The organism is Dyella nitratireducens, from assembly GCF_014642835.1.
Classification (GTDB): Bacteria; Pseudomonadota; Gammaproteobacteria; order Xanthomonadales; family Rhodanobacteraceae; genus Dyella_B; species Dyella_B nitratireducens.
Window position 1 is genome coordinate 1,535,267 of the sequence record NZ_BMJA01000001.1, and the last position, 21,940, is coordinate 1,557,206.

The 21,940-nt window shown below is 61.9% G+C and carries 13 protein-coding genes; 8 read left to right on the plus strand and 5 right to left on the minus strand.

Annotation, left to right across the window (positions count from 1 at the left end; genetic code table 11):
• Positions 1-273: 273 nt before the first annotated feature.
• Positions 274-1,587: a carbohydrate porin gene (locus tag IEX75_RS07065; RefSeq protein WP_229720682.1), complete on the plus strand. Its 1,314-nt coding sequence runs from the start codon at positions 274-276 to the stop codon at positions 1,585-1,587.
• A 75-nt stretch (positions 1,588-1,662) separates the two neighbouring features.
• On the opposite strand, the gene IEX75_RS07070 is transcribed toward IEX75_RS07065, so the two are convergent.
• The 3 genes from IEX75_RS07070 to IEX75_RS07080 form a co-directional block, all read right to left on the minus strand.
• A complete protein-coding gene (locus IEX75_RS07070) occupies positions 1,663-4,095 on the minus strand; it encodes a protease pro-enzyme activation domain-containing protein (protein WP_188793521.1) in 2,433 nt (810 codons plus the stop codon).
• Between the two features lie 672 nt (positions 4,096-4,767).
• The gene (locus IEX75_RS07075) at positions 4,768-5,466 is read right to left on the minus strand and encodes an ArsR/SmtB family transcription factor (protein WP_188793522.1); all 699 of its coding nucleotides are present in this window, start codon (positions 5,464-5,466) and stop codon (positions 4,768-4,770) included.
• 26 nt (positions 5,467-5,492) lie between these two features.
• Positions 5,493-6,443, minus strand: coding sequence for a LysR family transcriptional regulator (locus IEX75_RS07080; protein WP_188793523.1), 951 nt, complete (start codon positions 6,441-6,443; stop codon positions 5,493-5,495).
• A gap of 92 nt (positions 6,444-6,535) precedes the next feature.
• Between IEX75_RS07080 and IEX75_RS07085 the strand changes: the two genes are divergently transcribed.
• Positions 6,536-7,483: an NAD-dependent epimerase/dehydratase family protein gene (locus tag IEX75_RS07085; protein WP_188793524.1), complete on the plus strand. Its 948-nt coding sequence runs from the start codon at positions 6,536-6,538 to the stop codon at positions 7,481-7,483.
• A 110-nt stretch (positions 7,484-7,593) separates the two neighbouring features.
• Here the strand turns inward: IEX75_RS07085 and hrpB are convergent, their stop codons facing one another.
• Positions 7,594-10,095 (minus strand): ATP-dependent helicase HrpB, encoded by a 2,502-nt coding sequence (gene hrpB, locus IEX75_RS07090; protein ID WP_188793525.1) that lies wholly within the window; start codon positions 10,093-10,095, stop codon positions 7,594-7,596.
• A gap of 293 nt (positions 10,096-10,388) precedes the next feature.
• Here hrpB and xylA point away from each other — a divergent pair, with 293 nt between their 5' ends.
• Positions 10,389-11,726, plus strand: coding sequence for a xylose isomerase (xylA, locus tag IEX75_RS07095; RefSeq protein ID WP_188793526.1), 1,338 nt, complete (start codon positions 10,389-10,391; stop codon positions 11,724-11,726).
• Between the two features lie 64 nt (positions 11,727-11,790).
• Here the strand turns inward: xylA and IEX75_RS07100 are convergent, their stop codons facing one another.
• A complete protein-coding gene (locus IEX75_RS07100; protein ID WP_308422126.1) occupies positions 11,791-12,780 on the minus strand; it encodes a LacI family DNA-binding transcriptional regulator in 990 nt (329 codons plus the stop codon).
• A 260-nt stretch (positions 12,781-13,040) separates the two neighbouring features.
• On the opposite strand from IEX75_RS07100, the gene IEX75_RS07105 reads away from it, so the two are divergent.
• From IEX75_RS07105 to IEX75_RS07125, 5 genes are all read left to right on the plus strand, one after another.
• On the plus strand, positions 13,041-15,212 hold the full coding sequence (locus IEX75_RS07105) for an alpha-glucuronidase family glycosyl hydrolase (RefSeq protein ID WP_423373116.1): 2,172 nt from the start codon (positions 13,041-13,043) through the stop codon (positions 15,210-15,212).
• Positions 15,206-17,206: a sialate O-acetylesterase gene (locus IEX75_RS07110; protein ID WP_188793528.1), complete on the plus strand. Its 2,001-nt coding sequence runs from the start codon at positions 15,206-15,208 to the stop codon at positions 17,204-17,206. The genes IEX75_RS07105 and IEX75_RS07110 overlap by 7 nt, the downstream gene beginning before the upstream one ends.
• An 8-nt stretch (positions 17,207-17,214) precedes the next feature.
• The gene (gene manD, locus IEX75_RS07115) at positions 17,215-18,471 is read left to right on the plus strand and encodes a D-mannonate dehydratase ManD (protein WP_188793529.1); all 1,257 of its coding nucleotides are present in this window, start codon (positions 17,215-17,217) and stop codon (positions 18,469-18,471) included.
• A 204-nt stretch (positions 18,472-18,675) separates the two neighbouring features.
• Positions 18,676-20,889, plus strand: a complete 2,214-nt coding sequence (locus IEX75_RS07120; protein ID WP_188793530.1) for a glycoside hydrolase family 3 C-terminal domain-containing protein — start codon at positions 18,676-18,678, stop codon at positions 20,887-20,889.
• Between the two features lie 5 nt (positions 20,890-20,894).
• Positions 20,895-21,938 carry a sugar kinase gene (locus IEX75_RS07125; RefSeq protein WP_188793531.1) on the plus strand — a complete coding sequence of 348 codons (1,044 nt, stop codon included), beginning with the start codon at positions 20,895-20,897 and terminating at the stop codon, positions 21,936-21,938.
• Positions 21,939-21,940 lie beyond the last annotated feature (2 nt).

Consider the following 21,940-nt stretch of genomic DNA (forward strand, 5'->3'; position numbering starts at 1 on the left):
AAGTCGCCTGCTGTGCGAATCATGCAAACGTGTTGTCCCTCAAGTGCTCGTTACTTTTTTCGCAAAATTTCCCCGGATAGCAGTGCGCGAAAGCGGGAATGACGGGCCTGAGGTGTTTGGTAACGTTTTGACATGTGCATGTAAGCAAGGTGCTCAAGGTATGCACCTACATCACGCATAGGTCCTATTTTCGTATCTGTCTGAAAGCATTGCACTGAAAACACCGAGAAAATCGACTCCACAAAACATCTTTAACTTTTGTTGGAGTTCGCAATGGAAATGCTGCACCGTTCGAGGAAGTCGCCCGCTATTCGTTTTCTAACTGCTCTGCTGGGACTCGCCGCCGCACCGGCCTTTGCTACAGACGACTCACCGTATCTGTTCGGCGACTGGAACGGCGAACGCACACGTCTCACCGAAAAAGGCATCACCTTCGACTTCGGCTACACCGGCGAAGCCGCGCACAACGCCAGCGGCGGCACGCGACAGGCCACGCGTTACGCCGATCAATGGTCATTCGGCAGCACGCTCGATCTGGACAAGCTGTGGGGTTGGCGCGGCGGCGAATTCCAGCTGGTGATTACCAACCGTAACGGTCGCAATCTCAGCGACGACGCCGGCCTCGGCGTATACCAACAAGTCCAGGAAGTGTATGGCCGCGGCCAAACCTGGCATCTGACGCTCTTCGCGCTGACGCAGACATTTTTCAACGGCAAGCTCGAATGGCGTGTGGGCCGACTGCCGGTAGGCACGGACTTCGACAGTCTTCCTTGCGACTTCCAGAACCTCACCTTCTGCGGCTCGCAGCCCGGCAACATCGTGGGCGACTACTGGATCAACTGGCCGGTCAGCCAATGGGCCACCACCGTGAAGTGGAACACCACCGACCAGACCTACGTAAAGCTGGGTGCCTATCAGCTCAACCCGAGTTATGTCGACAACACCTGGGCGCGCAGCAACGGCTGGAAGCTCGGCTTCCCCGGCGGCACCACGGGTGCGCTGCTGCCGCTTGAATTCGGCTGGACGCCAACCCTCAACGGTTTGCCGGGCCATTACAAACTGGGCGGCTGGTACAACAACGCCGGCGGCGAGCATCTTTATTACGACGTGAACAACCAGCCGATCGCACTCACCGGTGCAGCACCCTTGCAGGAAAGCGCGCGCCATGGTGGCTACGTTTCGCTTCAACAACAAGTGACCGGTGAGGCAGATGGCAAAGGCCTCAGCCTGTTCTTCAACGCCACCATGGCAGACAGCAGCACGTCGGCGGTGGATCGGCAGTTTGCGTTGGGCGCGATGTTCAACGGCCCCTTCAACCGCAGCAAAGACAGGATCGGCGTTGCCGTGGGCAGCACGCATGGCAGTAACGAACTGATCCGCTATGCACGGCTTTATAACCAGCTCCAACCCGATGCACGCATGCCAGTGGCGGATACGTACGAACTCGCCAGCGAAGCGTTCTACGACTGGCGCCCGATTCCTTCGCTCAGCCTGCGGCCGAATCTGCAGTATGTGGTCAATCCTGGCGGCATCACGCAAAACCGCAATGCCTTTGTGCTCGGCTTGAAGACCAGCATGGCGTTCTGATGAAGAAAAGGCAGGGCTGTCATCACGACAGCCCTGCCCACTTCCAACATGCTTCCCTGCACGCCCCGTTAAGCGCTATTGGGCGTTCAACTTGACCTCACCGAGCACAAACGAGGTTTCGTTGCCATTCGTGCCTTTCTGCGTACCGGTGAACTTCAAGGTGAAGGTCTTGCCGATCAGCGAACTGACGTTCACCGAATAGCCCGTGTAGGCCGAGTTGGCATTGAGGTTGGAATACGTCGCGAGCGTGGTGGTGGTACCGCCGCTGGTGGCCGTCACTTTCAACGTATCGATGGCCGATGACGACGTCTGCGTGGTATCGATGTGCAGCTGATAGGTCAAGGTCGCCGTGGTATGCCCGGACGGAACCGTCACGGACTGCGACACCGTATCCGTGTGCGCCACCGTATAGCCATCCAGCCACATGAACCAGCTGCCGGTGTAGGGATTCTCACCCGTGCAGTAATCCGCACTGCTGGAATCGCTGCTGCAGAGCACACCCGAGCTGGCCGTCCATGACGTGCCGTTGGTGAAGTCCGGGTTGGCAATCACCTGCACCGATCCACCACCGCCGCCGCTGCTCACCGTTACCGAGTGGCTGATGCTGTTGGTAGCACCGGTGTTGTCGGTCACCTTCAGCGTGACGGTATAGGTACCCGCGGTGGTATAGGTGTGGCTGGGGCTTGCACTGGCCGAGGTGCTGCCGTCACCGAAGGTCCAGGAATACGCGTTGATGGTGCCACCGCTGTCCGTGGAGGTATTGGTGAAGTTCACGGCCAGGCCGCTCACGCTGTCGGTGAAGCCGGCGACAGGATTGCCGCCCGTGCCACCGCCGCCGCCCGTGGCCAAGCTGGCCAGCTGGTTGACGATCACGCTGCCCCAGCCCGTGGTGTAGTCCCAACCGGTACCGGCGTTCTCGCCACTGTTATTGCCGGAGGTAACGTCGTGGAAAGCAGCCGCGTAGTTGCTCGATGACGACGCAACCTTGTAGATCACCGGCGCGGCAAAACCAAGGCTCGTGCCATCGGCTTGCAGCACATGTGCCCACATGCCTACGGCCAGCGGTGCGGCCAGGCTGGTGCCGCCGATCTGCTGGTTGGCCTGGCCATCCACATACACCAGCGCACCGCTGACCGGGCTGGCGTCGAAGGCGATGTCTGGCACGCCACGATAGGTCTGGTTGGTGATACCGGCGACGCCCTGCTGCCAGCTCGGTATGGGCTCGAAGGTGCTGGGGCTGCCGCCCGTGGCGCCTTCGTTCGAGCTGAGGTTGTTCCACACTGTTTCGCTTTGCCAGGTGGTGTTGGGACTGGTGTACAGCTCAGTGCCGCCCACCGATGTCACGTACTGCGAGCTGGCCGGCCAGCTCGGCGTGACGCCACCGTTGCCGCATTCATCAGCGCCGGAGTCGCCGGCCGACACGAAGAACGTCTGGCCTTGTGCAACCGCCTGCTTGAACGTGGTGTCGTTCGACGCCGCGGCACCGCTCGACTGCGCGGAGGTTTCGCATTCACCCAGCGACACATCGATCGCCTTGAGCAGGTTGTCGGATACGACGTCGTTGTAAACGGTCTGCAGATCCGCATCGCTCAGCGAATTGGCGTTGTAGAAGTAGTACTGCGATACGCCGGTAAAAGCGATGATGTCCTGGCTGTCCAAATCCCATTCGCCATCGCCGCTGGTGCTGCTGCCGGCATTGGGACCCTTGATGTTGACCGTCACGTTCGGGTAGGTCGCTTGCAAGTCGCTCTGGATGTTGCTCAAGCTACCCGACGAGACCGAGCCTACCGGCACGGAGGTGACGTTCGCCATGCCGCTGGCGCCATAGATCGCAGGGAAATCGGAAGGCGCATGGCCGACTGCCGAACCCGTCGCGAATGGCTGCACGTTATTGCCATGTACGACGTTGGGATTCAGCCGCTTGGCGAAAACATGCGAGATGCTGACGTTCTGCATGCCGAGTACGGCGTTGACGGTACCTTGCAAGTTGGCAGGAATGTGTACGGGGCTGTTGTTGGCAAACGCATCACGGCCATCATGCGTTTTCACGTGCACGAAGCTGGTATTGAAGGCCGCCTGGGCCGTATCGGCATGACCATCCGCCTCCACCTGCGCGCGATTGGCTGCGATATGCACGTTGGTGAATCCGGCACGGGTCAGGTAATCGGCTACCGCCTGTGCTTGTTCCGCGGTGGGCGCGTACAGCGCGTTGAACTGCGCGGAGGTCAACGGCTTGAAGCCGGGCTTGGCAAGGTATTGGTCCAGCTGCTGCTCATTGCGCAGTTTGAGTGTCACAACGACGTGCATCGGATGCGAAAACGCAAGGGCGCCTACGACCTGGTCATCACTACGCAAATTGACTGCAGGATGGATCGCCACCATGGCGGAACTGCTTGCCGATACCGCATTGCCAGCGGTCGGCAACGGGCTTGCTTCCACGTAGACGGCACTCATCGAAACAAGGCCCAATGCAACAAGCATGGCCTTCATACGAAAACGGCTAGACATTAGCTCACTCCCCAGGAATGTTGAGGACGCACGTACCCACTGAGGTCGCGCGTACCCCATGACAGTGAAGTCGCGCTTGCACGCGACGCCGTTTGAAACCATGGACGCCTGCGATTCCCGAGCGTCGGCGTGCTGCTGCTCCCCCTGCGCCACCATGGCAGGCAGTGCCGACTGCAGCGCTCGAACGACGCGTCCCCTTGCAGCGTGCGTCGTTAGGAATCATTCGCCGCGCCATTCCTTGCGGCGAATACATTTGAAAGTATCGGGCGCAAAAATTATCGTCAAGCAAACGACGGCGTGAAACCTCACGAAAATCGCGCACACGATAAATTCACGATGCTTAATTGGTTTTTTCAATCGTGCGGTACGCATCGTTTCGCTCAACAAGCACGATCGCTTTTTGCCGCGCCTCGCGAAACTGGCGGTGGCACGCGACTTTGCATCGTTCGCGTGGCCATGCCAGCGATGACTCGCGCATGTTTCTCCTCACGGCGAGCCATTGTTTGATAGATCGCAATGATCGCCGCACGCGCAACGTAAGCCAGTCGCAAGCAAGCGGCCATCATTCACTCACCGCAATTTCACGTTCGCACGATCCAATCATTCGTGCGTTCACGCGATAGGCGTTAACGCGTACTGACAAGCATGAATGCCAGCTGACGTGTGCTCGTATCAGTGCTCGATGCGCACACCCAGTTCGGCGAGCCGGCGCCATCCATCCGGCGTCGGCAACAAGGCACGATTGCGTTGCGCACGACGCAACCAACCAGCGTCAAGCATGGCGCTGGTGATGGCAACACCGAGCGGGCCACCCAGGTGCAGGCGGCGTTCGGTCCAATCCAGGCAACCACGTCCGCGCAGAAGCAGCAGCGAGTGCATCGATGCCGATGGCCAACCTGCATGCACCAGCGCATCCGCCGCAGCCGGCAGCAACAGCATGCCGTCGCTTTCCGCACGCAACCAGCCACGCTGCAGCCATGCTTCACAGAGTGCAACCCCCAGCTGTCCGGCCAGATGCCGGTAACAGGTGCGTGCACGGCATAGCATGGCGTCACGCGCTCCCGGCTTGGGTGTCACGCGCGTTGCGCTTGGCAAGGCCATGGATTCCAGCCATGCCGCGACGTCATCGTTGGCCAGCCGGTAGTAACGGTGCCGCCCCTGCTCGTGCAGAGCAAGCAGGCCACCGTCAAGCAGCCGCTTGAGATGAGCGCTGGCGGTGGCTGCGCTGACGCCGGCGATGGCCGCCAATTCACCCGCGGGACGCATGGTGCCATCCATCAGTGCCAGCAGAATGGCGGCACGTGCCGGCTCGGCCAGCAGGGCGCCCAGTTCGGCCAATTGGTAACGATTGATGAGGCTGGCGTCTGTCATGGATACAGTCTAGCCAGCGCGGAAAATCAACGTTTCGCCGGTGCTCGAAGCATGGGCGAGCGGTTGGGCTTTGCCTTCGGTGACGCGGTGGTGCCGGCGTACTCGCTCAAGGCCACAGCAAGATGGTCATACAGCGCACGCATCAGTGCACTGCGGCGCAGATCCTCGTGCATCACGACCCACGTCTCCATGACCAGCTGGAAGCCGTCCAGAACACGCACCAGCGCAGCATCGCGCTGCGCAACGCCGCACTGGCAGAAACAGATGCCATAACCTGCACGCAAGGCGGCCATGGCCGCGAGGTCATTATCCGTACGCAGTGCGAAATGCTCACGCGTATAAGGCACACCAGCCGGACGCATCGCGCGGATATAAGGCGTTTCATGATCGAAGCCGATCAAGGCATGCGATGCCAGATCCGCCATCGTCTTCGGATGGCCATGCGCTTTTAGATAGCGCTTGTGCGCGTACAAACCCAACGCGATGCTCCCCACGTGCCGCGCGACAAGCGCCTCCTGGGTGGGGCGCCCCATGCGGATCGCGATATCGGCATCGCGGCGCAGCAGGTTTTCCACCTGGCTGGACAACGACAGTTCGATCACCACACCCGGATGGCGTTGCCGGAACGCGGCCAGCATCGCCGGCAGAACCTCCACGCCGATCACCTCGCTGGCGGCGATGCGTACCACGCCGGACATCGCGTCGTGACGCGTGCTGGCCGCACGGCGCAAGGCCATCGAGGCCGATGCCATGGCTTGCGCATGCGGCAGCAGGGCGTGCGCCAGCTCGGTGGGTGACAGGCCCTGCGGGGAGCGAGCGAACAGGGATACGCCCAGTGTTTCCTCCAGCTCGCGGATATGCCGGCCGAGGCTCGGCTGGGTCATGCCCAGCATGCGCGCTGCGCCGGACAAGCTCCCTTCGCGCATGACGGCGAGGAAGGATCGATACAACTCCCAACCAGGTTCTTTGCTAGTCATGCATATTTGTATAGCAGATCTACGTTATTAGGCAATTTTCTTTTAGCTTGGCCGGGACCAGACTTTGTCCATCCCAACGGAGGACCCACGTCATGAGCACATCAAAAACAGCATTGGTGATCGGCGGAAACGGCGGCATTGGCCGGGAGGCCTGCCTGGCGTTGAAACGGCATGGATGGCAGGTACGCGCCCTGGTTCGTCGCGTGCCTGCCGAACGCGATGGCATCGAATGGTTCCAGGGCGACGCCATGCAGCACGCCGACGTACTCGCTGCTGCCCAAGGCGCAGACGTGATCGTGCACGCGGTCAATCCGCCTGGTTACAAGAACTGGGACACGCAGGTATTGCCGATGCTGGACAACACCATCGCTGCCGCCAAGGCAGCGGGCGCACGCATCGTTTTGCCCGGCACGGTGTACAACTTCGGCCCCGATGCTTTCCCCGTGCTGCATGAGGATTCACCGCAGCATCCGCGCACGCAAAAAGGTGAGATCCGCGCGGAGATGGAGCAGCGTCTGGCTGACGCATCACGCGAGGGCGTGCGCACATTGATCCTGCGCTGTGGCGACTTTGTTGGCCCGCATGCCGGCAACAACTGGTTTTCGCAAGGACTGCTCAGCCCGGGCAAACCGGTCACGCAGCTTCGCTATCCCGCCGATTACACGCACCAGCATGCCTGGGCTTATCTGCCGGATGTCGCCGAAACGATGGTACGCCTGCTGGAAAGCGAGCAACGGCTGGCCGATTTCGAAGTGTTCAATTTTGGCGGTTATTGGCTGGATGGCTATGCGTTGGCGGATGCCGTACGCCGCGCTGCCGGGAACCCGCAGATGACGTTGCGCCGCTTTCCCTGGTGGCTTGTAGCCGTTGCTGCACCGTTTATGGAAACGCTGCGGGAGATGCGCAAGATGCGGTATTTATGGAAGGAAACCATCCAGCTTGATGACACAAAGCTGGTAGCCCGTCTTGGCGGGAAGCCTTATACGCCGATTGATAACGCGCTACGCGAGACGCTGACGGCGCTTGGCTGCATGAAGTGACGCCGCTGCCAATCGTAGGTTGGGTTAGCGCAGCGTAACCCAACACGTTCGGTGCGACATGGTTGGGTTACGCTGCGCTAACCCAACCTACAAAACCGCCATCACGCGAATTATGTCCCCCGCGGCTTCGCGCGATGCGTCGGCGTCGCCGTCCAGGGATCATCCGGCCATGGGTGCTTCGGATAACGCCCTTTCAGTTCCTTCTTCACCTCTGGATACGTGCGCTCCCAAAAACCGTGCAGGTCCTGCGTCACCTGGATCGGACGTCCTGCAGGTGACAGCAAATGCAGCGTTACGGGAATCCGCCCTCCCGCAACGCGCGGTGTGTCAACCAAACCAAACAACTCCTGCAGCTTCACGGCCAGGACCGGCGGCTCGCCGGGACTGTATTCGAGACGGCGCGTCTGGCCGCTGGGTACGGTGAGACTATCCGGCGCCTGTGCATCCAACTGCTTGCGCTGCTCATAGTCGAACAAGGCGGCGAGCGCGTGCGAAAGATCTTCTTCGGATAGCGCATCGAGCTTGCGCTTGTTTTGCAGGTAAGGAGCAAGCCAGTCTTCCAGTGTCGCCAACAGTTGCGTGTCAGACACATCCGGCAGCCCCTGTTCCGGCATCCATTCGCGCAACGACTGCATGCGCAAACGCAGGCGGCGCGCAGACTCGCTCCATGGCAACGCATCCAGCCCACGCTGGCGAATGGCGGCGAGCAAGGCAGGAACGGCATCTTCCGATTGCACCGGCACACTGCGGCGCTCAAGCACGATGGCGCCGAAGCGACGTTCCTCGAACGCTTCCACCGCCGCACGCTCTTCGTTCCAGCGCACGTTGCGCACACGCTGGAACTGCGCCGGATAGTCTTGTTCCAGCACGCGTGGATCGAGTGGTGCCGCGGAGAGAATCAGGCTATCGCGCGATTCGTGACGCAGATCCAGCACCACCAGCCAAGGCTCGCCCATCAGCGCCGTCTGCTCGTGCAAGCGCGCACCGCGCCCATTCGCCAAGGTGTAGCGCAACGGATTGCCTTCATCCTGGCGCGCGATGCGATCAGGGAAGGCATGCAGCAGCAAATCGCCTACTGCGTGGCTGTGCGGTACGCCGCTGGCCGCGCTGCGCAGGCCCAAACGCTGGCGCCAACCTTTGCTGGCTTGTTCGATCGCCGCCAACGCGCCCGCATCGGCGCCGTAGCTGGAGCCGGTGGCGCTGCGTCGGTCGCGCCATGCGTGCAGCGCTGAAACGCGCGCACGAAAATCATCGCTGCGCGCCTGCTCGCCGCGTAGCGGGGAACGCGCTTCCATCAGGGCAAGCAGATCGGCAATCAGTGCATGCAGCGTTTCCGGTGCACGCAGCGCGGCCGCACCAAGACGTGGCGTGGCGCCGAGTTCCAGCATGCGGCGTCCCAAGGCGGTGATGCGCTGCTGCGTATCGAGTGCACCCAGGCGCGTCAGCAGTTCGCGCGCCTGGGCCAGTGCACCAGCTGGCGGCGGATCGAGCCATGGCAGTTCCGCGCTGCCCCAAGCCGCCAGTTCCAGCGCCAGGCCGGACAATTCCGCCTGCATGATTTCCGCCGTCCGCGACACATCCAGCCGGCGGCTTTGCGGCCATAACCGGTATGCCGTGCCTGCTGCCACACGACCCGCGCGGCCTGCGCGCTGATCGGCCGAGGCCTGCGAAATGTTCACCGCTTCCAGCCGTGTAAAACCCGAGTTGGGATCAAAACGCGGTTCGCGCGCAAGCCCCGTATCGATCACCGCGCGAATGCCGGGCAAGGTGACGCTGGATTCGGCCACGTTGGTGGCGAGCACGATGCGTCGCATACCCTCTTCCGCCGGCGCCAAGGCCAGCTGCTGCTCGGCGAGCGAGAGCTCGCCATGCAGCGCCACCACTTCCAGATCGTCCCGTTGCAGGGCTTGCAGCATGCCTTGCACGCGTGCGATTTCGCGGCGGCCCGGCAGGAACGTCAACAGGTCGCCAGGGTTTTCGTCCAGCGCCTGCCGCACGATACGTACCAGGTGCTGCTCCATGTTTTCCTGCGTACGCGCAGGCGGATATTCGATCCGCACCGGAAAGCTGCGACCCGGGCTGCTAAGCCGCGGCGCATCCAGCCATGGCGCGATGCGTTCGCCATCCAGCGTGGCCGACATCACCACGATGCGCAGATCCGGCCGCAAGGTGTGCTGGATGTCCAACGTCAGCGCGGCACCAAGATCGCCGGCCAGATGACGCTCGTGGAATTCGTCGAACAGGATCGCGCCGATGCCGGTGAGTTCGGGATCGTCCTGGATCAAGCGCGTGAGGATGCCTTCGGTGACCACCTCGATGCGCGTGGCGGCGCTGACTTTCGATTCGAAGCGGATGCGGTAGCCGACCGTCTGTCCGATCGGCTCGCCCAGTTGCTGCGCCATGAACTGGGCGGCAGCACGCGCGGCAATGCGGCGCGGTTCCAGCATCACGATCTTCTTGCCGTCGAGCCAGGCTTCGTCACGCAGCGCCAGCGGCACCTGCGTGGTCTTGCCGGCGCCGGGCGGCGCTTCCAGCACCAGACGCGACTGCCTGGCCAGTGCGTTGCGGATGTCGGGCAGTAAGGGGGTGATGGGAAAAGGCGGTGCGCTCATGCACGCCATGATAGTGGCAGTATCGCCCCGCTCGGCAGATCTTCGTCGCATTGCAAAAATCGCGTTCGTGCTTATTGCATCGAGAAATATTCTTTTGCAGGCGGAGGCAATTAGCGCAGCGCACCATCAAATGGTGCAGCCACGTACGCGCGTTTTGCAACGATCGCGCCCCATGCCTTGCGGCCTATATCTGCGCGTTGAACTTGCCAGGTGGAAGCTTCTCGGATAGCGTAATGATAGCGCTAACATTTTGTCTGCCCATTTGGCCTTGTCGACACGGAATGAAAAACCTCATGAGTGCTCCTTTCATTGGAAAACGCGAATACTTCCCAGGCATCGGCCGCATTCCATTCGAAGGCCGCGAGTCGGATAACCCGCTTGCGTTCAAGCACTACGAGGCTGACCGGAAGATCGGCGAGAAAACCATGGCCGAGCACCTGCGCTTCGCGGTGTGCTACTGGCACAGCTTCGGTAACGCCGGCCACGATCCATTCGGCCCTGGCACGCGCAACTATCCATGGGATGCCGGGAGTTCGCCGATCGCGCGCGCCGAAGCCAAGCTCGACGCAGCCTTCGAGTTCTTCACCAAGCTGGGTGTGCCCTATTACTGCTTCCACGACATCGACCTTGCGCCGGATGCAGACGACGTCATCGAGTACGAGAAACATCTCCAGCACATGGTGGCGTTGGCCAAGATGCGCCAGCAGGCCAGCGGCATCAAACTGCTATGGGGCACGGCCAATCTGTTCAGCCATCCACGCTACATGAATGGCGCGGCGACCAACCCCGATTTCGCCGTGGTCGCGCGCGCGGCGGTGCAGATCAAGGCTGCGCTGGAAGCCACGGTGGAGCTCGGCGGCGAGAACTACGTGTTCTGGGGTGGACGCGAAGGCTATGCGTCGCTGCACAACACCCACATGAAGCGCGAGCTGGATCACTTCGCGCGTTTCCTCACGATGGCGCGCGACTACGGCCGCAGCATCGGCTTCAAGGGCAACCTCCTGATCGAGCCCAAGCCGATGGAACCGATGAAGCATCAATACGACTTCGACTCCGCCACGGTTGCCGGTTTCTTGCACAAGCATGGCTTGGACAAGGACTTCAAACTCAACATCGAAGCCAACCACGCCACCTTGTCAGGCCATACGTTCGAACACGACCTGCAGGTGGCATCCGACCACGGCCTGCTGGGCAGCATCGACGCCAACCGCGGCAATGCACAGAACGGCTGGGATACCGATCAATTTCCGACCGATCTCTACGACACGGTCGGCGCGATGATGGTGGTGCTGCGCCAGGGCGGCCTGGCGCCCGGCGGCTTGAACTTCGACGCCAAGGTACGCCGCGAATCCACCGATGCGGATGATCTGTTCCTGGCGCATATCGGCGGCATGGACGCATTTGCGCGCGGCCTGGAGGTTGCACATGCGCTGCTGGCGCGTTCGCCCTGGGAAACCTGGCGCGCCGAGCGCTATGCCAGCTTTGACAAAGGCGCGGGGAAAGATTTCGAACAGGGCAAGTTGAGTCTTGCCGACTTGCGCGAACTCGCTGCCCAGCAAGGCGAGCCCGCCAAGCGCAGCGGCAAGCAGGAGCGTTACGAGAACCTGATCAACCAATACCTGATGCGCTGACATGCGCGATCAGCCATTCGCCTCATCGCACCGCTTCGCCGTCAAACGGCGAACGGTGGCGAGCCTAGGATTTTTTGCCCGAGGCCGTGTGAGGCGGAGCGACCGAGTCGCGCAACACCAGTTGATGCGCGGCCACTTGATGCACCACCACGCGCGGCTCGCTTTCCTTGCGGCGGATGGCGCGCAGCAGGATGTCGATGGCCGCGTCCGCCATCGCCAAAATCGGCTGGCGGATGGTGGTGAGCTCGGGCCATATCGTGGTGGCCGCCGAACTGTCGTCGAAGCCGACGACCGACAGATCGCGAGGCACATCGATGCCGCGCCGATGCGCCACCGACACCGCCGCGGCAGCCATGTCGTCGTTGCCGGCGAAGATGGCCGTGGGCGGCTTGCGCAAGGCCAGCAACTCCTCCGCCACCGGCAACCCGGAGCGGTAGGTGAAGTAACCCTGCCGAACCAACGCCGTATCCAACGGAATACCTGCTTCCTTCAAGGCGGCCTGATAGCCCTCGAAACGGCGCGTGCTGGCGCTTTGGCTGGGGTTGCCCTTGATACAGGCGATGCGGGTGTGCCCCATCTTGATGAGATAGCTGGTGATTTCCTTGCCCGCCAGGAAATCGTCGATGCGCACACTGGAAATATCGGGATCGAAACGCCCCGCTGCGATCGCTACCACGTGTACGCCCGCTTTCACCAGTTCGTCGATCACCGTCTTCGATTCGCACAAGGGCGGCGGCAGGATGACGCCGGCCACCTTGCGCGCCAGCGCACGCGCCGCCTTGCGCTCGGTACCTACGCCAAGCTCGTCCCAGTCGGCGATGACCAGCTGCGCAGCCGAGCGCGCCGCACCGTGCAACGTGCCCATCAACAGTTCGCGCAGATAGGCGCCGCTGGGATCGGTGTAGATCAGCGCGATACGCGCGTCTTGCGCCGCCGCCAGCGAGCTTGCCGCCGCGTTGGGGACGTAGCCCAGTTTGTTGACGGCCGCCATCACCTTCTCGCGCGTGGTGTCACGCACCTTGCTGTGGCCGTTGATGACGCGCGACACCGTCATCGGCGACACCTTGGCGAGCGCGGCCACTTCATCGATGGTGACGGCACCGCCCTTGCGGCGCACCGATTTCTTGTCTGTCCTCTTCAATGTCGGTTCCTTTCAGGCGAATCCACCACGGTCAACTCACCACTCTCAAAAGCAACGCAATTGGAGCTGACATCGTCGTCGGTCATTTCAAAGCGGATATGAGCGTATTTTTGCATATGTTAGCGATAACAGCAGTGCCCAGCGAAAGGGTTGCGAGGCATAAGGGAGCCGCCATGGCGCTGTTTTTCCGAACGATCGCCGGTGTCATGCTGATGCTCGCCGCGTCGCTGGGCATGGCGCCGGCGCATGCCGAAGACGGCTATGAGCTGTGGTTGCGGTATCACCCGCTCGCGGCCCAGCAGGCTCAATATGACCGAAGCCGTGCTTCGCAACTGGTCGCCGATGCCGCCACGCCGACGCGCGCCGCGGCCCGTGCAGAACTGTTGCGTGGCCTGCGCGGCTTGTTGGGTGCCGCACCGCCGCTTTCGGATACGGTAACGCGCAGCGGCGCGATCATAGCCGGCACAACGGCGTCATCCCCGCTCATCGCCGAGCTTCACCTGGATACCTCCAAGCTGGGCAAGGAAGGCTATGTCATCCGCAGCGTCACGTTGCATGGCCACGCCGCCATCGCCATCGTCGGCAATGACGATATCGGCGTGCTGTACGGCAGCTTCCATTTCCTGCGTCTGCTGCAAACCGGGCAACCTCTCGATCACCTTGCCATCACCGAGGTACCACGCGTCAAACTGCGCGTGCTCGATCACTGGGACAACCTCAATGGCAGCGTCGAGCGTGGTTATGCCGGCACCTCGATCTGGGACTGGTGGAAGCTGCCGGACTGGGTGTCGCCGCGCTACACCGACTACGCTCGCGCCAACGCTTCGATCGGCATCAACGGCGTGGTGCTCAACAACGTCAATGCGGATGCCTTGATCCTTACGCCTGCGTATTTGCAGAAAGCAGCCGCCCTGGCGGCCGTATTTCGTCCTTACGGTATCCATGTCTATCTCAGCGTTCGCTTCAGTGCACCGATCGAAATAGGCGGCTTGAAAACCGCCGATCCGCTCGATCCGGAGGTGCAACGCTGGTGGCGGCAGAAGACCGACGAGATCTACAAACTGATGCCGGATTTCGGCGGCTTCCTGGTCAAGGCCAATTCCGAAGGCCAGCCGGGTCCGCAGGATTACAAACGCACGCACGCGGACGGCGCCAATCTGTTCGCCGACGTGCTTGCGCCGCATGGCGGCGTGGTGATGTGGCGTGCGTTCGTCTATTCGCAAAGCAGTGCGGACGACCGGGCCAAGCAGGCATACAGCGAATTCAAGCCGCTCGATGGCCGCTTCCATGCGAATGTGCTGTTGCAGGTGAAGAACGGCCCGATCGATTTCCAGCCGAGGGAACCGTTCAGCCCTCTCTTCGGCGCGATGCCGAAAACGCCGTTGATGATGGAATTCCAGATCACCAAGGAATACCTGGGCTTTGCCACGCACCTGGTCTACCTCGGCCCGTTGTACGAAGAAGTGCTGTCGTCCGACACGATGGCACAAGGCAAAGGGTCCACCGTGGCAACGGTAATCGATGGTTCGCTGGATGGGCATGCGCTGAGCGGGATGGCCGGCATCGCCAACATCGGCACCGATCGCGACTGGTGCGGCTCCGATTTCAACCAGGCCAACTGGTACGTGTTTGGCCGTCTCGCCTGGAATCCAGCGCTCTCCACGCGTGCGATCGCGGAAGAATGGATCCGCATGACCTTCAGCAACGACGAAGCCTTCGTCAAACCCGTGGTCGACATGATGATGGGTTCGCGCGAAGCGGCCGTCGATTACATGACACCGCTTGGTCTGGCTCATCTGATGGGGCCTGGTCATCACTACGGCCCCGCGCCCTGGGATACAAGCCTGCCGCGTGCCGACTGGCGCCCGCCCTACTACCACCGCGCCGATCATCAGGGCATCGGTTTCGATCGCACCCGCACTGGCAGCGATGCAGCCGACCAATATGCACCGCCCATCGCAGCGTCATTCAACGACGTCAAGCAAACGCCGGAAACGCTGCTGCTGTGGTTCCACCACGTGCCGTGGGATTACCGCATGCGCTCCGGACACACGCTGTGGTACGAACTGGTGGCGCATTACACCCAGGGCGTCACCGACGTGAAACGGATGCGCGAAACCTGGCAGCACCTTGACGGCTACATCGACGCCGACCGCTACCGCAAAACCGCCGCCTTCCTCAGCATCCAGGAACGAGAAGCGCAATGGTGGCGTGACGCCTGCATCGCCTATTTCCAACAGATGTCCGGCCTTCCACTGCCGCCCGGCTTCGCGCCGCCGCAGCATCCGCTGTCGTACTACGAATCGCTTTCATTCCATAACGTGCCGGGACAATCGTCATGGTGAGCCAGTTGCCGCCGTTCAAACGACACACTGTTTTCGCAGCGCTGCTCGCGCTCCTGGGCGCGCACGCCGTGCAAGCCGCGGACGCGAGCACCCCACTGTTGAATCCGCTCTTCCAGGATCACGCCGTGCTACAGCGCGACCAGGCCGATCCGGTCTGGGGGCACGCCAAGCCTCACGAGGCGGTAACCATCTCATTCGCCGGCCAGGACATCCACGCTCAGGCCGACGCCCATGGACGCTGGGAAGCCTCCCTTCCCGCGCGCGCCGCCGGTGGACCTTATACGCTCACCGCCACGACGGCCGATGGCGCCACGCAAACCATTCATGACGTACTGGTCGGCGACGTGTGGTTGTGCTCCGGCCAATCCAACATGGTGCTCCAGGTGAAGCGCGCATTGGATGCGCGTGCCGAAGTGCAGGACGCATCGAACGACCGCATTCGCGTGCTGACGGTGGACAACGTCAGCAGCGTCGCGCTGCAGGAAAGCATTCCGGCCTCCGATCATTGGTTGAAGACGACGCCGGATACCGTGGCCGAGTTCTCGGCTACTTGCTATTTCTTTGCGCGTGAGCTGCAGAAAGACGTACCGGTGCCGATGGGCCTGATCGTTGCCGCCTGGGGCGGCTCGCGCATCGAACCCTGGATGAGCGACGCCGCGCTGCGCAAGGTCGGTGGTTACGATGCGTCGCTGGATCTGCTTGCCGAGTACCGTAAGAACCCGGCACATGCCGGCGAGCCATGGAGCCGCCTGTGGCAGGCCTGGTGGCGTTCCCGTCCTGGCATCGCGAAGAACGATGAGCCATGGAATCCCGCGGACGTCACCGACACCGGCTGGCTCACCGCACCCATCGAGCGTGGCGCGTGGCAACACTGGGGCAAGCCGGAACTCGCCAACTTCACCGGCATGCTGTGGTATCGCACCACCGTGACCTTGACCAAGGCGCAAGCGGCGCAGCACGCCACACTGAATTTTACCGCCAACGAAATCGACCAGACCTGGGTGAATGGCCGTTGGGTTGGCACCGGTTATGGCGGCGGCGATTTGCGCGCCTACGCAATACCGCCAGGCGTGCTGCACGAAGGCAAAAACCTGATCGCGGTGAATGTGCTCAATACCTATCGCGACGGCGGCATCTATGGCCCGGCATCGCAGCGTGCGCTGCACCTTGCCGACGGTTCCAGCGTGCCGCTGGACCCATGGCAATATCAGACGGTTCCTTCGGCCTATGGCGCACCGCCGAACGTGCCTTGGCAATCGACATCCGGCCTCACCATGCTCTACAACGGCATGATCGCACCGCTTGGCCACTACGCTTTCCGCGGCGAGCTTTGGTACCAGGGTGAATCGAATACCGGCGATGCAGGCAGCTATCGCAAACTGCTGGAAGCGTGGCGCACGGACGAACGCGCACGTTTCGGCGCCCATCTGCCGCTGCTGATCGCGCAACTGTCGAGTTTTGGCCCCGCGTCGACGCATCCGGGTGAAAGTGGCTGGGCCGATGTGCGCGAAGCACAGCGTTTGGTCGCGGCGGAAGATCCTCGCTCCGCACTTGCCGTGTCCGTGGATATTGGTGAACGCTACGACATTCATCCGGCCAACAAGCAGGAACTCGGACGCCGCCTTGCACGTGCGGCACGCCACGTCGTCTATGGCGAGACATTGGCACCCTCCGGTCCTACACCGGTGTCAGCACAACAAAACGGCGATACGGTCACGCTCAGCTTCGACCATGTCGATGGGCATCTGGTCGCCTACAGCGCCGACCACCCGATCGGTTTCGAACTGTGTGGCGCCAAAGCGGGCTCGTGCTATTACGCCTTGGCTGATATTCACGGCACGCAGATCGTCCTGCATGCGCACCCCTCCGCAGACAGCGTGACTCGCGTACGTTATTGCTGGGCCGACAGTCCAATCTGCACGCTTTACGACCAGGCCGGCCTGCCAGCCAGCCCGTTCCAGCTCACCATCACGCCGACACTCTCTCATCCGTGAATACCGCCATGAATGCTTCCTCTTCGTCTGAAACAACGTCGCACGGTTCCCATCGCGATCGCGAGATCGTCGACGCCCGCGTCATCGTCACCTGCCCTGGGCGCAACTTCGTCACGCTGAAGATCGAAACACGTTCCGGCATCACCGGCCTGGGCGATGCCACGCTCAACGGACGCGAGCTTGCGGTCGCCTCCTACTTGCAGGATCACGTCGTGCCGAACCTGATCGGCCGCGACGCGGGCCGCATCGAGGACATCTGGCAATTCCTCTATCGCGGTGCGTATTGGCGTCGCGGGCCGGTAACCATGACAGCCATCGCCGCGGTGGATGTGGCGCTGTGGGACATCCTCGGCAAGCTTGCCGGCATGCCGATCTATCAACTGCTCGGTGGACGTTCGCGCGAAGGTGCGCTGGTGTACGGCCATGCCAATGGGCGCGACGTCGCCGAGGCCAGCGATGCAGTGGGCCGCTTCATCGAACAGGGTTTTCTTGCGGTGCGCGCGCAATGCGGCGTGCCAGGCGTGAAGAAAGCCTATGGCATCTCCAGCGGCAAAGCCTATGAGCCTGCGGAAAGCGAGCTGCCGCTCGAAACCGTATGGTCGACGCCCCAATACCTCGATATCGTGCCGCAGCTGTTCGAACGCCTGCGCGCCGACCACGGCAACGACGTGCATCTACTGCACGACGTCCATCACCGCCTCACGCCGATCGAGGCGGCGCGGCTCGCCCGCAGCGTGGAGCCCTATCGCCTGTTCTGGCTGGAAGATGCCACACCGGCAGAAAACCAGAAATCATTCGAGCTGATTCGGCAGCATTCCACCACGCCACTGGCCGTGGGCGAGGTGTTCAACTCGATCTGGGATTGCAAGCACCTGATCGAGAACCAGCTGATTGACTACATTCGCACCACCATCGTGCATGGCGGCGGCATCACGCATCTGCGCCGCATGGCTGATTTCGCAGCCTTGCACCAGGTGCGTACCGGCTTTCATGGCGCCACCGATCTGTCACCGGTCTGCATGGGTGCTGCATTGCACTTCGATACATGGGTGCCGAATTTCGGCATCCAGGAATACATGTTCCATGCCGACGAGACCAATGAGGTATTTCCGCATGACTACGCGTTCCACGATGGCCGGCTGCATTGCGGCGAAGCGCCGGGGCATGGGGTGAGCATCGATGAAAAGCTGGCTGCGCGGTTTCCGTATTCGCCGAAGCAGTTGCCGGTTGCCAGGCTTGAAGATGGAACGATGTGGGACTGGTAATGCAAGCACCGATGTCGATGTCCACGTCCATGCCGTTTCAAAGCGCCATGTCATTCCGGCGAAAGCCGGAATCCAGTCAAGGATGACGTGCGCAGCACACGACATAAAAAGGGTTTTGCGTGCTTCGCACGACGCACTCAAACTGGATTCCGGCTTTCGCCGGAATGACGTCCGGCAGAACAATGCTTTATCGACATATGACATATGCCGACAAAAAGGTTTCCCGTGAACAAGCCACGCTTCAACGCCATCTTCGCCGCCATCATGCTGACCCTGAGCGCATCGGCATGGCCGCAGACGGATGCCTACAAGGATCCCAAACTAAGCTTCGAGCAACGCGCAGCCGATCTGGTCTCGCGCATGACACTCGAAGAAAAAGTCTCGCAAATGCAAAACGCCGCGCCCGCGATCCCGCGCCTCGGCATCCCTGCGTATGACTGGTGGAACGAAGGCCTGCATGGCGTCGCCCGTGCCGGCCAGGCGACCGTGTTTCCGCAAGCCATCGGCCTTGCCGCCACGTTCGACACGACACTGATGCACCAGGTCGCCACCACCATCAGCGACGAAGCACGCGCCAAATACAACGACTTCGAGCGGCGCGGCATGCATGCACGCTATGAAGGCCTGACGTTCTGGTCGCCCAACATCAACATCTTCCGCGATCCACGCTGGGGCCGCGGCCAGGAAACCTATGGCGAAGATCCGTTCCTGACCTCGCGCATGGGCGTGGCCTTCGTGCGCGGCATGCAAGGCGACGATCCGAAGTACCGCAAGCTCGACGCCACCGCCAAGCACTACGCCGTGCACAGCGGCCCGGAATCGGAACGCCATCGTTTCGACGTGCATCCGAGCGAACGCGACCTCTACGAGACCTACCTGCCCGCCTTCCAGGCGCTGGTGCAGGAGGGCAAGGTCGATGCGGTGATGGGCGCGTACAACCGCGTCGATGGCGAATCGGCATCCGCCAGTCCGCGTCTGCTGCAAGACATCCTGCGCAAGCAATGGGGTTTCGACGGCTACACCGTGTCCGATTGCGATGCCGTGGAAGACATCTACAAAAATCACAAGATCGTACAGTCTGCCGAACAGGCCGCCGCGCTGGCGCTGAAGAGCGGCATGGACCTCAACTGCGGCACGACCTACGCCGCACTTACCCAGGCGGTGCACGATGGCCTGGTCTCCGAAAGCGACATCGACCACGCGCTGAAGCCGTTGATGATGGCGCGCTTCCGGCTGGGCATGTTCGATCCACCGCAGCTCGTGCCCTGGTCGCGCCTGCCCTATGCGGTCAATCAATCACCGCAGCATGACGAACTGGCACGTCGCGCGGCGGACGAGTCGATGGTGTTGCTCAAGAACAACGGCGTGCTGCCCTTGTCGCCCAACCTGCATCGCATCGCCGTGATCGGGCCGACGGCCGACGATGTCGCGCCGTTGCTGGGCAACTACCACGGCACACCCAAAGCACCGGTAACGATCCTGCAAGGCATCCGCGATGCCGCGCCCAACGCGCAGGTGATCTATGTGCATGGTGCGGACCTGGTCGAAGGTATCCACGGCTCCGGCGCCGCGAGTCCGGCCGAGTCGTACAGGCAAGCACTGGATGCGGCGCAAAAGGCCGACGTCGTGATCTTCGCCGGCGGCCTCACCGCCGATCTGGAAGGCGAGGAAATGAAGGTGCATTACCCCGGCTTTGCCGGCGGCGACCGCACCGATCTGCGCTTGCCGGCCACGCAAGAAAAACTGCTGGAGTCGCTACAGGCCACCGGCAAGCCCGTGGTGCTGGTGCTCACAACGGGATCAGCGCTGGCCATCGACTGGGCCAAGCAACATCTGCCGGCCATCCTGCTGGCCTGGTATCCCGGCCAGCGCGGCGGCACGGCAGTGGCGGATGCCTTGTTCGGCCGCACCGATCCGGCCGGCCGTCTGCCCGTCACCTTCTACAAGGCCGACGAAAAGCTGCCGCCGTTCAATGATTACCGCATGGAAGGCCGCACCTATCGTTACTTCAAGGGCGAAACGCTCTATCCCTTCGGCTACGGATTGTCGTACACGCGCTTCGCCTATTCGGATCTTCAGCTTGACCGCACCAAGGTCGCCCCTGGCGACCACATCAAGATCACGCTGAAGGTGAAAAACACGGGCGAGCGCGCCGGTGACGAAGTGGTGCAGCTTTACCTGAAACCGCTGCATGCAGTGCACGCACGTGTGAACGAAGCGTTGCGCGGCTTCCAGCGCATGCCGTTGCAACCGGGCGAAGAACAAACCGTCTCCTTCGACATCTCGCCTGCAACGGATCTGAAGTATTACGACGACGTGCATCACGCATACGCCGTCGATCCAGGCAGCTACCGGGTACAGATCGGCGCATCCAGCGCGGATATTCGACTCGCGCAAGATTTCGTGGTCGGGCAATGACAAGCATGAGCAGGCCTACGCAAGCACAAACTGACGGGTGTCGCATCGTCTTCTTCGGCGAATTGCTGATGCGGCTGTCACCACCCGGCTGCGAACTACCGCTGCAATCGCCACGCTTCAACGTGCACTTCGGCGGTGCGGAGGCGAACGTGGCCGCGTCACTGGCCATTCTCGGCCATCGCAGCGTGATGATCAGCGCACTGCCGGACAACATGCTCGGCCGCGCCTGTGCCAGTGAGTTGCGCAAGCACGGCGTGGATACCGGCAGCATCCGTCATGCGGAAGGACGCATGGGCGTGTACTACCTCTCGCCGGGTGCAATGCATCGTCCTTCGGAGGTGTTGTACGACCGTGCGGATTCCGTGTTCGCCCGTATGCCAGCCGACGCCTACGATTGGCCGTCTTTGTTGGCTGGCGCGCAGTGGTTGCATCTGTCGGGCATCAATCTTGCGCTGGGTGAAACGACGGCTCGCGCTGCACTCGCTGCGGTACATGCGGCGCGCGCCGCCAATGTGTCGATCTCCTTCGATTGCAATTACCGCAGCAAGTTGTGGGGTTCGCGCGCCGCCCAAGCACCGGCGTTGCTGCGCGACATCGTCAGCGAAGCCGACCTGTTGTTCGGCAATGATCGCGATATCGCGCTGATGCTCGACATGGATTTTCCGCATGCCAGTGCCATGGATCGCTTTCGCGCCGCAGCCGAGGCTGCCTTCGCGACGTGGCCGCGCCTGCAACGTATGGCCGCGACGGAGCGCCTGCACCGCAACGTAGACGACCAGGATCTCTTTGGCCTGATGGCCACTCGCGATCGCATGCTGACCACGGCCACGCACACACTCGCCAATATCGTCGACCGCATCGGTGGCGGTGACGCCTTTGCCGCCGGCCTGGTGCATGGCTTATTCCGCAATATGCCGGACCAAACCATGCTTGATTTCGCCATCACGGCCGCGTGCCTGAAACACTCGATTCCCGGTGACGTGAATCTATTGCGCGAAGCCGACATGCTGGCGTTCCTGACGCAAGGCGGGTTTGAGGTGAGACGCTGATG

Bases quoted from the DNA above. Each gene is read 5' to 3' on its own strand.
- hrpB (WP_188793525.1), bottom strand. From the start codon at position 10,095: ATGAGCGCACCGCCTTTTCCCATCACCCCCTTACTGCCCGACATCCGC.
- IEX75_RS07125 (WP_188793531.1), top strand. From the start codon at position 20,895: ATGAGCAGGCCTACGCAAGCACAAACTGACGGGTGTCGCATCGTCTTC.
- xylA (WP_188793526.1), top strand. From the start codon at position 10,389: ATGAGTGCTCCTTTCATTGGAAAACGCGAATACTTCCCAGGCATCGGC.
- IEX75_RS07105 (WP_423373116.1), top strand. From the start codon at position 13,041: ATGGCGCTGTTTTTCCGAACGATCGCCGGTGTCATGCTGATGCTCGCC.
- IEX75_RS07065 (WP_229720682.1), top strand. From the start codon at position 274: ATGGAAATGCTGCACCGTTCGAGGAAGTCGCCCGCTATTCGTTTTCTA.
- IEX75_RS07100 (WP_308422126.1), bottom strand. From the start codon at position 12,780: ATGACGGTGTCGCGCGTCATCAACGGCCACAGCAAGGTGCGTGACACC.
- IEX75_RS07075 (WP_188793522.1), bottom strand. From the start codon at position 5,466: ATGACAGACGCCAGCCTCATCAATCGTTACCAATTGGCCGAACTGGGC.
- IEX75_RS07110 (WP_188793528.1), top strand. From the start codon at position 15,206: ATGGTGAGCCAGTTGCCGCCGTTCAAACGACACACTGTTTTCGCAGCG.
- IEX75_RS07080 (WP_188793523.1), bottom strand. From the start codon at position 6,443: ATGACTAGCAAAGAACCTGGTTGGGAGTTGTATCGATCCTTCCTCGCC.
- IEX75_RS07085 (WP_188793524.1), top strand. From the start codon at position 6,536: ATGAGCACATCAAAAACAGCATTGGTGATCGGCGGAAACGGCGGCATT.
- IEX75_RS07070 (WP_188793521.1), bottom strand. From the start codon at position 4,095: ATGTCTAGCCGTTTTCGTATGAAGGCCATGCTTGTTGCATTGGGCCTT.
- IEX75_RS07120 (WP_188793530.1), top strand. From the start codon at position 18,676: ATGCCGACAAAAAGGTTTCCCGTGAACAAGCCACGCTTCAACGCCATC.
- manD (WP_188793529.1), top strand. From the start codon at position 17,215: ATGAATGCTTCCTCTTCGTCTGAAACAACGTCGCACGGTTCCCATCGC.